The sequence below is a fragment of the Luteitalea pratensis genome, from assembly GCF_001618865.1.
GTDB classification, from domain to species: domain Bacteria; phylum Acidobacteriota; class Vicinamibacteria; order Vicinamibacterales; family Vicinamibacteraceae; genus Luteitalea; species Luteitalea pratensis.
In genome coordinates this window covers 5,638,161-5,650,999 of the sequence record NZ_CP015136.1, presented here as the reverse complement: position 1 = coordinate 5,650,999, position 12,839 = coordinate 5,638,161, and the positions used below count along the sequence as shown (strand labels likewise).

The window sequence follows — 12,839 nt, the reverse complement described above, 5'->3', positions numbered from 1 at the left end:
CCCCGCATGGCCCACACCGACCCCGATCTCGTGGCTGCCGCGCGCACCGTGCGTGCGCACGCCTGGGCCCCGTTCTCGAACTTCGCCGTCGGGGCGGCGCTACGCCATCGCGACGGCCGTATCGTCACCGGCTGCAACGTGGAGAACGCGACCTACGGGTTGACCATCTGCGCCGAGCGCGTCGCCGTGTTCAAGGCAATCTCGGAGGGCATGCGGCCGGACGAGTTCACGGCGGTGGCCGTCGTCGCCGACACCGACGAACCGACCCCTCCGTGCGGCGCGTGTCGTCAGATCCTGTGGGAGTTCTGCGGTGACATCCCGGTCATCCTCGCCACGCCGGCCGAGGTCAAGCTCGTGCTCGGCCTGCGTGAACTCCTTCCCCATCCTTTCGACGGGCGGTTCCTGACAGGGTCTTAGGTCTCAGGCCGCAGGTCTCAGGCCTGACCTGAGACTTGAGACCTGAGACCTTATATGTTGTTGCGCAGGGCGTTAGCTCGTAAAGACCTGAGCGCCTGACGCTGTGTCTCAGCCAGAGCGCGCCCTGCGGGTGCGACGCCACTACCTCGAACAGTGACCCGGCCCTCGCGGCCGCATCGTAAGACGGAGGGCGACGTCGCGGAGGAGGATGCCATGTCGGACGGACCGTGGGCCGGCGTCGATGTCGCCAAGGCCACTCTCGACCTCGCCGTCGCCGATCACCGCCGCACCTATCCCAACGATGAGCAGGGCTGGGCGGCCATCGTGCGTGCCGTGCAACCTGCCGGTGCGACCGTCATCCTGGAGGCCACCGGGGCCTACGAGCTCGGGCTCGCGGCGTACTTGGAAGCGCACGGTGTTCCGTTCGCCATCGTGAATCCGCGCCGCGTCCGCGACTTCGCGCGTGCATCCGGGCTCGAGGCCAAGACCGACCGGCTCGATGCCCCGCTGCTCCAGCGCTTCGGCGCCACGTTTGCGCCCCCGCGCACGGTGTTACCCGACGCCGACCATGAGGCCCTGCGCGAGTGGCTCGCGCGTCGGACGCAACTGGTCGAGATGCGCACGATGGAACGGCAGCGCGTGGCGCGGACGCGCCTGGTCGACCTGCGGGCCCACATTCAGGGCCACATCACCTGGCTGACCGCCGAGATCGCCGGCCTCGATGCGGACGTGCACAGTCGGTTGCGCGCACATCCGCGCTGGCAGGCCGCCTTGGCGCTGCTCGTGTCGGTGCCGGGGATCGGCTGGCTCACCGCGGGCCGGTTGCTCGCGCGGCTGCCGGAACTCGGCACGGTGCCCACCCCGCAGCTGGCCGCCTTGGTGGGCTTGGCCCCGTTTGCGTGCGACAGTGGGCCGCACCGGGGCCGCCGTCACATCCGCGGCGGGCGGGCCGACGTGCGCGCCGCCCTCTATATGGCCGCCTTATCGGCCACACTGCGCCGCGGGCCCACCAACGTGCTGCGCACCTACCACCACGCCCTGCGGGCGCGGGGCAAAGCGCCGAAGGTGGCCTTAGTGGCCACCATGCGCAAGCTCCTCACCATCGTCAACGCGATCCTGCACCAACAGACCGCGTGGCGAGCCCTTTCAGCGAATACAACTTGACGCGCGCGAACACAGTGGCTGAGACGTCACCCTGCGTTCCCGTACCCGGTAGAATTGCCCAATGCTTCCGACGATTGCCTGGCAGGATGACGCGGTCGTGATGGTAGACCAGCGCAAGCTGCCCACCCGCGAGGTCTACCTGACCTGCACCACCCCCACCGAAATCGCCAGGGCCATCAAGACGATGGTGATCCGCGGCGCGCCGGCAATTGGCGTCACCGCGGCATACGGGCTCGCGCTCGGCGTCCGCCGCAGCAAGGCGGCCGGCACCAAACAGCTGACGACCGAATTCCTGAAGGACTGCGACCTGCTCGCGGCGACCCGGCCCACGGCCGTCAACCTCTTCTGGGCGATCGACCGCATGAAGCACGTGTTCTCCGAGAAGGTGCTGGCCGGGGCCAGCGTCGAAGACCTCCGCCAGGTGATGCTGGCCGAGGCACAGGCCATCCATGACGAGGATGTCGCCAGCTGCCGCGCGATCGGCAAGTTCGGTGGTGCGCTCGTGCCGGAGAAGGCTGGCATCCTGACCCACTGCAACGCGGGCGCCCTGGCCACGGCCGGCTACGGCACCGCGCTCGGCGTGATTCGAGGCGCGATCGAGCAGGGTCGCACCGTCTCGGTCTTCGCCGACGAGACCCGCCCGGTCCTCCAGGGGGCGAGGCTCACGGCCTGGGAACTGGTCCGGGACGGGATCGACACGACCGTCATCTCCGACAACATGGCCGCGGTGTTGATGCGGCAGGGCCGCATCAACTTCATCGTCGTCGGCGCCGACCGTATCGCCGCCAACGGTGACGCCGCCAACAAGATCGGCACCTACACCGTCGCCGTGCTCGCCAAGGAGCACGGCATACCGTTCTACGTCGCCGCACCACTCTCGACGATCGACATGCGGACGCTCGACGGCGACGCCATTCCGATCGAGGAGCGCAACCGCCGCGAAGTGACTCACGTCGGCACGACGCAGATCGCGCCCGACCAAGCCAAGGTCTACAACCCGGCCTTCGACGTCACGCCGCACCGGCTGATTGCCGGCATCATCACCGAGCGGGGCGTGGCGCGAGCGCCGTACACCGAGTCCCTGCAGGCGCTCTTCGACCTCTCCGCCGTCGCCTTGGCGGAGACGGGCGACGCGCCGGTGGCGGCCGGCGCGCGCTGATGCGCATCCTCGGCATCGAGAGCAGCTGCGACGAGACCGCCGCCGCCGTCGTGGCGGCTCCCGAGGGCGGCCGTTGGCAGCTGCTCTCCAACATCGTCGCCTCGCAGGTCGCGATTCACCGTGAATGGGGTGGCGTCGTCCCCGAACTCGCAGCTCGCCAGCATCTGCGCGACATCTGCGGCGTCGTCGAACGCGCGCTCGACGAGGCCCGCACGACCTGGGACGACGTCGACGCCATCGCCGTCACGCAGGGGCCGGGGCTGGTCGGCTCATTGCTCGTCGGCGTCAGCTTTGCCAAGGCCGTCGGGGCGGCGCGTGGCATCCCGGTGCTCGCCGTTCATCACCTCGCGGGGCACATCGAGTCGCTGGCGCTGCACAACGGCGACCTCCCGTACCCGGCGATGGTCCTCGTGGTCTCCGGCGGGCACACCAGCCTGTACCACCTGCCCGCACCTGGCGTGTATCGGCTCGTCGGCCGGACGCGTGACGATGCGGCGGGGGAGGCGTACGACAAGGTCGCGAAGCTGGTGGGACTCGGGTATCCAGGCGGGCCGCTCGTCGACCGTCGCGCGCGGATCGGCAATCGGCAGGCCATTGCCTTCCCGGTGCCCAGGCTCACCCACGACGATCGCGCGAAGGGCCCGAAGACGCACCTGCCCGAGGGGTTCGAAGAAGTGCTGAAGCGGAGCGCCGACTTCAGCTTCAGTGGCCTCAAGACGGCTGTCCGGCGGCACGTCGAGCTCGTCACAGGTGGCGGGGCGCGGCCACTCACCGACACCGAAATCGACGACATCTGCGCCAGTTTTCAGCGCGTCGTCATCCAGACGTTGCTCGACCGGACCTTCCGCGCCGCCGAGTGGTTCGACGCGCGCGCCGTGGGCATCGCCGGCGGCGTGGCCGCCAACAGCGGCCTGCGCCAGGAGGCCGAAGCGCGGGGTGCCGCCACAGGCCTGCCGGTGTTCGTGCCGAGCCTCGCCCTGGCCACCGACAATGCCGCCATGATCGCCGCTGCCGGCCTGCGCCGATGGGCCGCGGGTGCGCGTGGCGATGCGCTCGACTTCAACGCGGAACCTGGGCTGACACTCTAGCCTGCAGCCTGCAGCCTGCGGCCTACAGCCTGCAACTGAAGACTCCAGCCTGCGCTGGAGCCTTGCCTGCAGCCTGGGTAGCCCGTCCGGCCGTACCCTGCACGCTGTAGCCGTTAGCCGTAAACTGTCGCACCCTGTGAGCCTGCCCGTTGGCGCAGCCCCTGCACGCTGTAGCCGTTAGCCGTAAACTGTCGCACCCTGTGAGCCTGCCCGTTGGCGCAGCCCCTGCAGCCTGTAGGCGGTAGGCTGTAGGCCGCATGGTCCACACCGAATACCTCTGGTTCACGACGAAACAGCGCCAGGAGTTCGTGCGTATCACCGACCACGTGCGTGCGATCGTCTCGCGCAGCGGCATCCGCGACGGCATGGCGCTCGTGTCGGCCATGCACATCACGTCCGGCGTCTACGTCAACGACTGGGAAGACGGCCTGATCCACGACTTCCAGGTGTGGCTCGAGAAGCTGGCACCTGCCGGCCAGCCGTACAGGCACCACCAGACCGGTGAGGACAACGCCGATGCCCACCTCAAGCGGACGCTGATGGGACACCAGGTCCTCGTGCCGATCACGAATGGCGACCTTGACCTCGGGCCCTGGGAGCAGATCTTCTACGCCGAGTTCGACGGGCAGCGGCGCAAGCGCGTCATCATCAAAGTCATAGGAGATAAGTAACCTGTGGCCTACGGGCTAAGGGCCATGTCTCAGGACTCAAGTCTCACGTGAGCCCATTAGGCCTGAGACCTGAGACCTGAGACCTGAGACCTGAGACCTGAGACTTGGAGCGCTCGTCCCGAGGCTGCAGGCTGTAGGCCGTAGCCGACGGGTTACTTGATCTCCGAGAACTCGTACGTGATTCGCCATGTCGTCGTCTGGCCCGGATCGACGCTGGCGTCGACGTAGGGTTCCGGGCACACGGTCCGCGGCGCGGACCAGAAGACCAGCTTCGTCAGCGGTCGGTCGGCGCGGATTCGCACGGCGGCGCCGGTCTCCGCGTGCCTCATCAGGAAGTCGTAGTCGGCTCTTCCGGTCCCGAAGCCTTCCAGTTCCGTGAACACGGTCTCACCTGCGGCGAGCTCACGGGCAAACCGCAGGTCGCGCGCCACGAGCGTGGCCAGGGGAGCGATCGGGCGCGTCGCCTTCGCGTCGAAGGGGAACGTGACACTTACCTGTGGACCCGTCGGCCGGCGATCGAGCGTGAAGAAATTGTGGTTGTAGACGCTGGTCTCGATCCGCTTGCTGCCGGTGTTGCGAAGCGAATGGTCCAGCACCATCATGTCGCCCTCCAGGCGCAGCGTCTTCCGGTACACGTACGCGTAGCCGTTGGCCTCGCCCAGTTCGTGCACGAACGTCATGTAGCTGGGGCCACGCTCGATCATCCACTTGCCGCCATTGACGATTTCATACGTCGCGAACCGGCGATACGCCGGTTCCTCGGGCTTGCGTACGTGGCCGACGCCAATCCGTACGAAGGTACCGCCGATCGGCGCCTCCGCGTAGCCGACCGATGACTCGCCGGCCTGGAATTCCTCGACAGGTCCGGTGATGCCGTCGTGGAGGAACGGGTCGTGCCGCTCGAACCACGGGCCGAAGTACTCGTGGCCTTGCCAGCGCAGGCTCGCGATGGCGCCCGACCAGTCGAAGCGCGTGCCGCGGTAGTAGCCGGAGTGGGGATCGGGCAGGTGCACGGTCACCTGTAGCCGGGGACTGGTGATTTCGGCCTGGGGATACACGGGCGAGGCCTCCTGCGAGGCGGCAACCAGCAGCAGCGACAACAGCAGGGCGAACGCGGACATGACTCAGTCCCGCACCGCGAACGCCATGATGGCGGGGCCAGCGGCGACGGCGATGTATTGGCGACCATCGAACTGGTAGGTCATCGGGGAAGCCCTCCACATCTGGTTGGTCTTGAAATTCCACAACGGCGTTCCCGAGACGGCATCCACCGCCATCAGCGTCCCGCTGTCCTCGCCGACGAAGACCAGGCCGGTCGCCGTGCTCAGCGTACCGCCCCACGAGTCAGCCGTCCCGACCTGCGGCAACTCCCATCGCACCGCACCGGTGGCGACGTCGATCGCCCGCAGGATCCGCTGCGGCACCGGGTCCTCGGCGGTGCGCTGCGAGCCGCCGAGGTACGAGCGTCCACTTTCCCACGGCCCTTCTGGTCTGGTCGTGTAGATGCTGCACTTCTCGAAGGTCTGCACGTAGTACAGGCCCGTGGCCGGGTTGAAGGACGGCGAGAACCAATTGGTTGCGCCGTCCTGCGACGGGCAGACTTTCGTGCCCTGGGGCGAGGGCTCCTGGTTGGGCAACCGGTTCGGCCGGCCATCGCTGCCGATGCCGCTGGCCCACGTGAGGTTCTTGACGAATGGCGTCGACAGCAACCGCTCACCGGTGGCGCGGTCGAACACGTAGAAGAAGCCGTTGCGGCTCGCATGCAGTAACAGACGCCGCGTCTGGCCCTGCCAAAGCGCATCGATGAGCACCGACGTCTGTGTTGCGTCCCAGTCCCACAGGTCGTGCGGGGTGAACTGGTAGTGCCAGCGCAGCGCGCCGGTGCGCCGATCGAGCGCCAGGATGCAGGAGGCGTACAGGTTGTCGCCCTTCCGATCGCTGCCGTCGTACTCCTTCGACGGATTGCCGGTCGGCCAGTAGACGAGGTCGAGGGCAGGGTCGTAGCTGCCCGTGAACCAGGTGGGCGCGCCGCCGTGCTCGATGTCCTTGCCCTGCCATGTCTCGGAGCCGGGTTCGCCCGGACGCGGGACGGTGCGGAAGCGCCAGACTTCCTTGCCCGTGGCCTGGTCGACAGCGACCACGAAGCCGTTGGCGCCATGTTCGCCGCCGCCTACGCCCGTCACGATCAGGTCGCCTGTCGGCAGCGGCGCCGAGGAGCCCGAATAGTTCTCGCGCCAGTCGGCGAGCACCGTGTCCCACTGCAGCGCGCCGGTGAACCGGTCAAGCGCGATCAGGTGCGCATGGTCGGTCATCATGAACACGCGATCACCCGCCACGGCGACGCCGCGATTGGCATGGCCGCCCTGGATGCCCTTGGTGCGCGGCCGGCTGTAGCGCCACAGGCGCCGGCCGGTGCCGGCGTCGAGCGCGACGCATTCATTCGGGGCGGTGACGTACATGATGCCGCCCACTACCACCGGTGTGACCTGGAGCGAGCCGCCGCCTGGCATCGTCGCCATCCACTGGGGCGCAAGCCGGCTCACGTTGCCCTTGTCGATGCCGCGCAGCGACGTGTGGCGGTTACCGCCGGCCTCGCCGTTGTAGTTCGGCCAGTCGACCTCGGACGTCACTGCACGGAGGCGGTCGCCGTCCTTGCGCAGCAGGTGCACCCGGCCATCGCCGGTGCGCAGTTGCAGGTCGTCGACGCCCTCGCCGAGCACCTCGCCCTCCAGCGTCGTTCCGCCGTCGATGCGCACGATACGGCGGGGCAGCGGTGCCTCGCGACGCTCGATGGATCGGAGATGCTGCAGCAGCGCCGCCATGTCCGCCGCGGGGACGACCTGCGGCGGCATGCCCCTGGCGGGACGGCCCTCGCGAATCAGCGTCGTGATGTCGGTGTCGCTCAGGACCGGGAGCCGGACGGCGATCGGGGGGCCCATCTCGCCGCCGTTGCCGTCACCACCATGGCACTGTGCGCAGCGCTGCTCGAAGATCGCGCGGCCGGTGGCCTGCGCCGCGCCCGGCCGAGCGGCCGCGAGCAGCATCAGCGTTCCGACGATCGGGCGCGCCAGCAGCATTCGTCGGGATGGTACGCGAACCGGCACCAGAACGGTGGTCACTGTGCCGTCTGACCGAGGAGTGCCTCGAGGGCGGTCGGGTCCACGGGCTTGATCAGGTGCCGATCGAAGCCCGCTTCCTCGCTCCGCCGCTTGTCCTCGTCCTGGCCCCAGCCAGTCAGCGCCACGATCACGACCCCGGCTGCCCATGGGAACTGTCGCAATCGACGCGCCGCCTCGTAGCCGTCCATGCGCGGCATCCCGATGTCCATGAGCACGAGCTCCGGACGGAACGCCTCGGCCTGCTCGAGCGCCTCTTCGCCATCGTGGGCCGTCCGTACCGTGTGTCCCATCAACTCCAGCAACAGCGACAGGCTCTCGGCCGAATCGGCATTGTCATCCACTACCAGCACGCGCTTCATGGTCTGCATCATCTCCGGCCGTGTGTCGGCCACCGTCCGCCCCGCGGGTGCGGGCAGCCGCGGCAGCATGAACGTGAAGGTACTCCCTTTGCCGTGCCCGGCGCTCTCGGCATGCACCGTCCCACCGTGCATGCCCACGAGTTGCCTGACCAGCGCCAGGCCAACGCCAAGCCCGCCGCGCGCCTGCTGCATGCGGTCGGTTCCCTGCGCGAACATGTCGAAGATCGTCGGCAACTCCTCGCTGGTGATGCCGGCACCCTGATCCGTGACCCGGCACGTCACGTGGTGGTCCGACACGTCGACGACGAGGCTGATGGATTGACCAGGGCCGGAGAACTTGCTCGCGTTGTTCAGCAGGTTGGTCAGTACCTGCGCCAGGCGCGTCAGGTCGCCGAGCACATGCACGTCGTCGGTGGGCACATGCACGTCGAGGCGCTGGCCGGCCGCGTCGAGGATCGGTTGGCAGGTCTCGATCGCGCTCCCGACCATGTCCTCGAGCGACACGATCTGGCGCCGCAGGCTGATCTTGCCGAGCGTGATGCGGGAGAGATCGAGCAGGTCGTCGATGAGGCGCACCATCTGCGAGATCTGCCGCTCCATCAGGGTACGGGCGCGCGTGGTCAGCGCCGGGTCGTGTTCGGCCCGGCGCAGGATCTCGAGCGCATGACGAATCGGCGCCAGCGGGTTGCGCAACTCGTGCGCCAGCGTCGCGAGGAACGCGTCCTTGCGCCTGTCGGCTTCGATCAACGCCGCCTGCGCCCGCCGCTGCGCGGTGACGTCGGCCACCACCCCAATCAGCCGGGTGCGTGAACCCTCGGCGTCGCGTCCGTAGCGTCCCCACAGTTCGAGGAACCGCGGCGACGCGCCGTCCTCGTCGTTGATGCCGACCACGAGGTGCAGCGGTTCGCCCTGGTCTGGATGCTCTTGCAGCGCCGTGCGCAGCCGTTCGAGATCGCCGGGCACCAGTTTCGCGACGACGCATTCCGCATCGAGCGGCCCCTCCTCGGGGTGGCGCCCGAAGATCTCGTACATCCGCGTGTTCTCCCACAGGGCCGTGCCGGTCTCCAGGTTCCACTCGAATACACCCAGTCCGGCGGCGTCGGTTGCGAGCCGCAGACGTTCCTGGCTTTCCGCAAGCGCCGTGCGGGCCTGCTCCTCCAGCGTGCGATCGCGCAGGATCTTCAGCAGGCGACTCGTCTCGTCGTCGCCGTCCATGCGCATCATCAGGCCGCTGCCGAAGAAGCGCGTCCCATCCTTGCGCACGTGCCAGCGTTCGTCCTTCGAATGCCCCCGCGACAGTGCCCTGGCGATCTCCTGTTCCGGGACGCTGGCCGCTGCATCTTCCGGAGTGAAGAGGGCCGCGGCCGGCAGGCCGATGGCCTCGGCCTCCGTGTAGCCGAACACGCGCGCCGCCCCCACGCTCCAGCCGGTGATGCGGCCGCCCCGATCCAGGGTCAGGATCGCGTATTCGCGCGCGCTGTCCATGATCAGCCGGTAGCGCGCCTCCTGCCGCTCGCGGGCCGATTCGGCCAGGCGCCGCCGCGTGCCGTCGAGCATCACACCGCGCAACTGCGGCCCGTCGGTCGTATCGGCGCACGTGGCGTGAACCTCGAGCCATGTCACCGGCGAACCGAGATCGGGATGCACGCGCACCGCCCGCTCGATGGGCTCGTTATCACGGAGGCAGCGCTGGAGCGCCGTATCGAGGCTGGCCACGTCGTCCGGGTGCACGAAGCCCCAGTCCGGCTGCGCCAGCGCCGCGGCGAGTTCGGCGCCGAGCGCCGTGTCCGCATTGGTCGGCACGATCAGCCGGCCTCCCTCGGGTCGCCACGTCCACGTGACGAGGCGCGCCGTCGGTAGCGCGATCAGTGCGGGCGCGGGCTCCATGACGTGGCGCAAGCATACGGCGGAAGCCACGTCATGTAAGCTGTTCCATAAGCATCGTGTCGCAGCGTCTCTACCCAGCTCGTCCCATCGTCGGCGTCGGCGCTGTCGTCGTCGACGATGGCCATGTCCTCCTCATCAAGCGCAAGTACGAGCCGCTCGCGCTGCGATGGAGCCTTCCCGGCGGTGGCCTCGAGGTTGGCGAGACGCTCGAGGTGGGGGTCGCCCGCGAGTTGCTGGAAGAGACCGGGCTCGTCGTGCGCGTCGGCCCGGTGATCGAGGTCTTCGACCGCATCCTGCGCGATGAGGATGGGCGCGTGAAGTACCACTTCGTACTCGTGGATTACCTCTGCGTACCCGTCGGCGGCTCGCTGCAGGCCGGCGACGATGTGTCGGAGGCGGAGTGGGTGCAGTTGGATGCCCTCGCGCCGTACCAACTGACCGACAAGGCACTCGAGGTCATCAGCCGGGCCAGGGAGATGGTCATGCCTGATGCCTGATGGGGGTCGGGTGCCGGGTACCGGGTTCCGGGTACCCCTCACACGGCGGGATCCGCGTACCGGGTAACACCGACGCGGCTGTCGCCATGAGGCATGAGTTGGTTCCCGGTCCCGGTTCCCGGTTCCCGGTACCCGTACCCCGGTACCCGTACCCCGGTACCCGTACCCCGGTACCCGGTACCCGGCGAAGCTCCTGATATATTGCCGGGCTCATGCTCACTCCAACTTCGGCGGACGTACGGGATGCCGGCCTCGACAGCGAATTCCGCCGCGGCCTCGGCCTCTACGACGCCACCATGGTCGTCGTCGGTTCGATGATCGGCTCGGGCATCTTCATCGTCTCGGCCGACATGGCCCGCCTCATCGGCAGTCCGGGATGGCTGCTGCTGGCGTGGGTGCTGACCGGCGTCCTCACCATCGGCGCGGCCCTGGCGTACGGGGAACTGGCGGCCATGATGCCGAGGGCCGGCGGCCAGTACGTGTTCCTCCGTGAGGCGTTCTCGCCGCTGTGGGGGTTCCTCTACGGCTGGACGCTCTTCACCGTCATCCAGACCGGCACGATCGCGGCCGTGGCCGTGGCCTTCGCGCGGTTCACGGGCGTGCTGTTTCCAGCCGTCGCCGAGGACCAGTACCTGATCGCGCCGATCCACGTCACTTCCGGATACGCGCTGTCGCTGTCGACGGCGCAACTGGTCGGCGTCCTGCTCATCGCCCTCCTGACGTGGAGCAACACGCGCGGCCTCGAGTACGGGAAGATCGTTCAGAACGTCTTCACCACGGCGAAGACCGGGGCACTGGTCGCCCTGATTGCCGCCGGCCTGCTGCTCGGCTGGAATGCCGAAGCCGTGAGCGCCAACTTCGGCAACCTCTGGCAGCCGCGTGGCTTCGTGGAACTCGCGCCTGGTCTCACGGCGGTGAGCGCGTTCGGCCTCTTCGTGGCAATCGGCATTGCGCAGACCGGGTCGCTGTTCTCCGCGGACGCGTGGAACAACATCTGTTTCACCGCCGGCGAGGTGAAGGACCCGCGGCGCACGTTGCCGCTCTCGATGGTGCTCGGCACGGCCATCGTCACAGGGCTGTACGTGCTGTCCAACGTCGCGTACCTGGTGGCGTTGCCGCTCGAGTTGATCCAGTCGGCGCCGTCGGACCGCGTCGCCACGCTGCTGCTCAACACCGTGTTCCCCGGGATCGGTGCGGCGGCCATGGCGGCCGCGATCATGGTGTCGACGTTCGGCTGCGTGAACGGGCTGGTGCTCGCCGGGGCGCGCGCCTATTACGCGATGGCCCGCGATGGCCTGTTCTTCCGTCGCGCCGGCGAGTTGAACGCGGCGCGAGTGCCCGCCTTCGGGTTGGTGCTGCAGGGGCTGTGGGCGGTCCTGCTCGTGCTGCCACGCACCTACGACGCCACGACCGGCCGCTACGGCAACCTCTACTCGAACCTGCTCGATTACGTCATTTCTGCGGCGCTGATTTTCTATGCGCTCACGGTGGCTGGGCTGTTTCGCCTGCGCGTGACCCGTCCGGACGCGCCACGTCCCTACAAGGCGCTCGGCTACCCGGTCATCCCCGCCCTGTACATCGTCGGTGCCCTCGCGATCCTGTTCGTCCTGTTCGCGTACCGGCCGGCGACGACATGGCCTGGGCTCGCGATCGTCCTCGCCGGGCTGCCGGTGTACCTGGTGGCGAAGGGAAGTGCGCGGGCATGAGCTGGACACCCGATCGAAAGGCCGCACTCGCGCTGCTGCACGAGTACACGAAGAGCGAGAGCCTCAGGCGCCATGCCTACGCCGTCGATGCCGCCGTGCGCGGCTACGCGAGGCGTATGGGTGGGGACGAGGCGGTGTGGAGCGTGACGGCGCTCCTGCACGACTTCGACTACGAGCGATGGCCTTCGCTGGAAGAGCATCCCTACAGGGGTGTCGAGATTCTTGCCCAGCATGGCTATCCGGAGATAGTCACGCGGGCCATCCTCTCGCACGCCAACTACAGCGGCGTGAGCCGCGACAGCCCGCTGGAGAAGGTCCTCTATGCGTGCGACGAAATGTCAGGCTTCGTGACGGCGGCCGCACTCGTGCGGCCATCGAAGAGCGTCATGGATCTGGAGGCCGCGTCGGTCAAGAAGAAGATCAAGGACAAGGGGTTCGCCCGGGCGGTGTCGCGGGAAGACCTGATACAGGGGGCGGAGGGCCTCGGCTTGCCGCTCGAGACCCACATCGGCAACGTCATCGAGTCGCTCCGCGAGGAGGCTGACCTCCTGGGGCTGCGCGGGGAGCCGTAGGTCTCACGTCTCGAGACTCAAGTCTCAAGCCTCAAGCCTCAAGCCTCAGGTCTCAGGCAAGTCCTGAGACCTGAGACTTGAGACGTGAGACTCGGGCCGACGAACCCCGCTCCGTCCCCCTCCGTATGTAGCCTGTAGTCCGCCGCCTGCGCCCCGTCCCATCGCGGGCGCGGCCTGCGGCCCGTTGCTTGCCGCCTGGC

The 12,839-nt window shown here is 68.3% G+C and carries 11 protein-coding genes; 8 read left to right on the top strand and 3 right to left on the bottom strand.

All coding sequences use genetic code 11. The annotated features are described in order from the left end of the window. The first annotated feature begins 6 nt into the window (after nucleotides 1-6). The 5 genes from cdd to LuPra_RS23655 all read left to right on the top strand — a co-directional run bounded on the left by cdd (nucleotide 7) and on the right by LuPra_RS23655 (nucleotide 4,499). Nucleotides 7-417 carry a cytidine deaminase gene (gene cdd / locus LuPra_RS23675; protein WP_110173046.1) on the top strand — a complete coding sequence of 137 codons (411 nt, stop codon included), beginning with the start codon at nucleotides 7-9 and terminating at the stop codon, nucleotides 415-417. 213 nt (nucleotides 418-630) lie between these two features. Next, on the top strand, nucleotides 631-1,581 hold the full coding sequence (locus LuPra_RS23670) for an IS110 family RNA-guided transposase (protein ID WP_157899588.1): 951 nt from the start codon (nucleotides 631-633) through the stop codon (nucleotides 1,579-1,581). Nucleotides 1,582-1,642: 61 nt separating this feature from the next. Beyond that, complete coding sequence (mtnA, locus tag LuPra_RS23665; protein ID WP_110173044.1) at nucleotides 1,643-2,740, top strand: S-methyl-5-thioribose-1-phosphate isomerase; 1,098 nt, start codon at nucleotides 1,643-1,645, stop codon at nucleotides 2,738-2,740. Next, a complete protein-coding gene (gene tsaD, locus LuPra_RS23660) occupies nucleotides 2,740-3,828 on the top strand; it encodes a tRNA (adenosine(37)-N6)-threonylcarbamoyltransferase complex transferase subunit TsaD (protein WP_110173043.1) in 1,089 nt (362 codons plus the stop codon). Before mtnA ends, tsaD begins: the two co-directional genes overlap by 1 nt. Before the next feature lie 257 nt (nucleotides 3,829-4,085). After that, nucleotides 4,086-4,499 (top strand): secondary thiamine-phosphate synthase enzyme YjbQ, encoded by a 414-nt coding sequence (locus tag LuPra_RS23655; RefSeq protein WP_110173042.1) that lies wholly within the window; start codon nucleotides 4,086-4,088, stop codon nucleotides 4,497-4,499. 152 nt (nucleotides 4,500-4,651) lie between these two features. Here LuPra_RS23655 and LuPra_RS23650 read toward each other — a convergent pair whose 3' ends face one another. From LuPra_RS23650 to LuPra_RS23640, 3 genes are read right to left on the bottom strand one after another with little or no spacing between them, the layout of a single operon-like run. Next, nucleotides 4,652-5,620, bottom strand: a complete 969-nt coding sequence (locus LuPra_RS23650) for a hypothetical protein (protein WP_110173041.1) — start codon at nucleotides 5,618-5,620, stop codon at nucleotides 4,652-4,654. 3 nt (nucleotides 5,621-5,623) lie between these two features. Beyond that, complete coding sequence (locus tag LuPra_RS23645) at nucleotides 5,624-7,576, bottom strand: outer membrane protein assembly factor BamB family protein (RefSeq protein ID WP_110173040.1); 1,953 nt, start codon at nucleotides 7,574-7,576, stop codon at nucleotides 5,624-5,626. A gap of 38 nt (nucleotides 7,577-7,614) precedes the next feature. Beyond that, nucleotides 7,615-9,864, bottom strand: a complete 2,250-nt coding sequence (locus LuPra_RS23640) for a hybrid sensor histidine kinase/response regulator (protein WP_110173039.1) — start codon at nucleotides 9,862-9,864, stop codon at nucleotides 7,615-7,617. A gap of 56 nt (nucleotides 9,865-9,920) precedes the next feature. Here LuPra_RS23640 and LuPra_RS23635 point away from each other — a divergent pair, with 56 nt between their 5' ends. From LuPra_RS23635 to LuPra_RS23625, 3 genes are all read left to right on the top strand, one after another. Further along, nucleotides 9,921-10,361, top strand: a complete 441-nt coding sequence (locus LuPra_RS23635; RefSeq protein ID WP_234800526.1) for an NUDIX hydrolase — start codon at nucleotides 9,921-9,923, stop codon at nucleotides 10,359-10,361. 212 nt (nucleotides 10,362-10,573) lie between these two features. Beyond that, on the top strand, nucleotides 10,574-12,067 hold the full coding sequence (locus tag LuPra_RS23630; RefSeq protein ID WP_110173037.1) for an APC family permease: 1,494 nt from the start codon (nucleotides 10,574-10,576) through the stop codon (nucleotides 12,065-12,067). Further along, nucleotides 12,064-12,639: an HDIG domain-containing metalloprotein gene (locus LuPra_RS23625; protein WP_110173036.1), complete on the top strand. Its 576-nt coding sequence runs from the start codon at nucleotides 12,064-12,066 to the stop codon at nucleotides 12,637-12,639. Before LuPra_RS23630 ends, LuPra_RS23625 begins: the two co-directional genes overlap by 4 nt. Nucleotides 12,640-12,839 lie beyond the last annotated feature (200 nt).

Coding starts and splice junctions, on each gene's coding strand:
- cdd (WP_110173046.1), top strand. CDS start 7: ATGGCCCACACCGACCCCGATCTCGTGGCTGCCGCGCGCACCGTGCGT.
- LuPra_RS23670 (WP_157899588.1), top strand. CDS start 631: ATGTCGGACGGACCGTGGGCCGGCGTCGATGTCGCCAAGGCCACTCTC.
- mtnA (WP_110173044.1), top strand. CDS start 1,643: ATGCTTCCGACGATTGCCTGGCAGGATGACGCGGTCGTGATGGTAGAC.
- tsaD (WP_110173043.1), top strand. CDS start 2,740: ATGCGCATCCTCGGCATCGAGAGCAGCTGCGACGAGACCGCCGCCGCC.
- LuPra_RS23655 (WP_110173042.1), top strand. CDS start 4,086: ATGGTCCACACCGAATACCTCTGGTTCACGACGAAACAGCGCCAGGAG.
- LuPra_RS23650 (WP_110173041.1), bottom strand. CDS start 5,620: ATGTCCGCGTTCGCCCTGCTGTTGTCGCTGCTGCTGGTTGCCGCCTCG.
- LuPra_RS23645 (WP_110173040.1), bottom strand. CDS start 7,576: ATGCTGCTGGCGCGCCCGATCGTCGGAACGCTGATGCTGCTCGCGGCC.
- LuPra_RS23640 (WP_110173039.1), bottom strand. CDS start 9,864: ATGGAGCCCGCGCCCGCACTGATCGCGCTACCGACGGCGCGCCTCGTC.
- LuPra_RS23630 (WP_110173037.1), top strand. CDS start 10,574: ATGCTCACTCCAACTTCGGCGGACGTACGGGATGCCGGCCTCGACAGC.
- LuPra_RS23625 (WP_110173036.1), top strand. CDS start 12,064: ATGAGCTGGACACCCGATCGAAAGGCCGCACTCGCGCTGCTGCACGAG.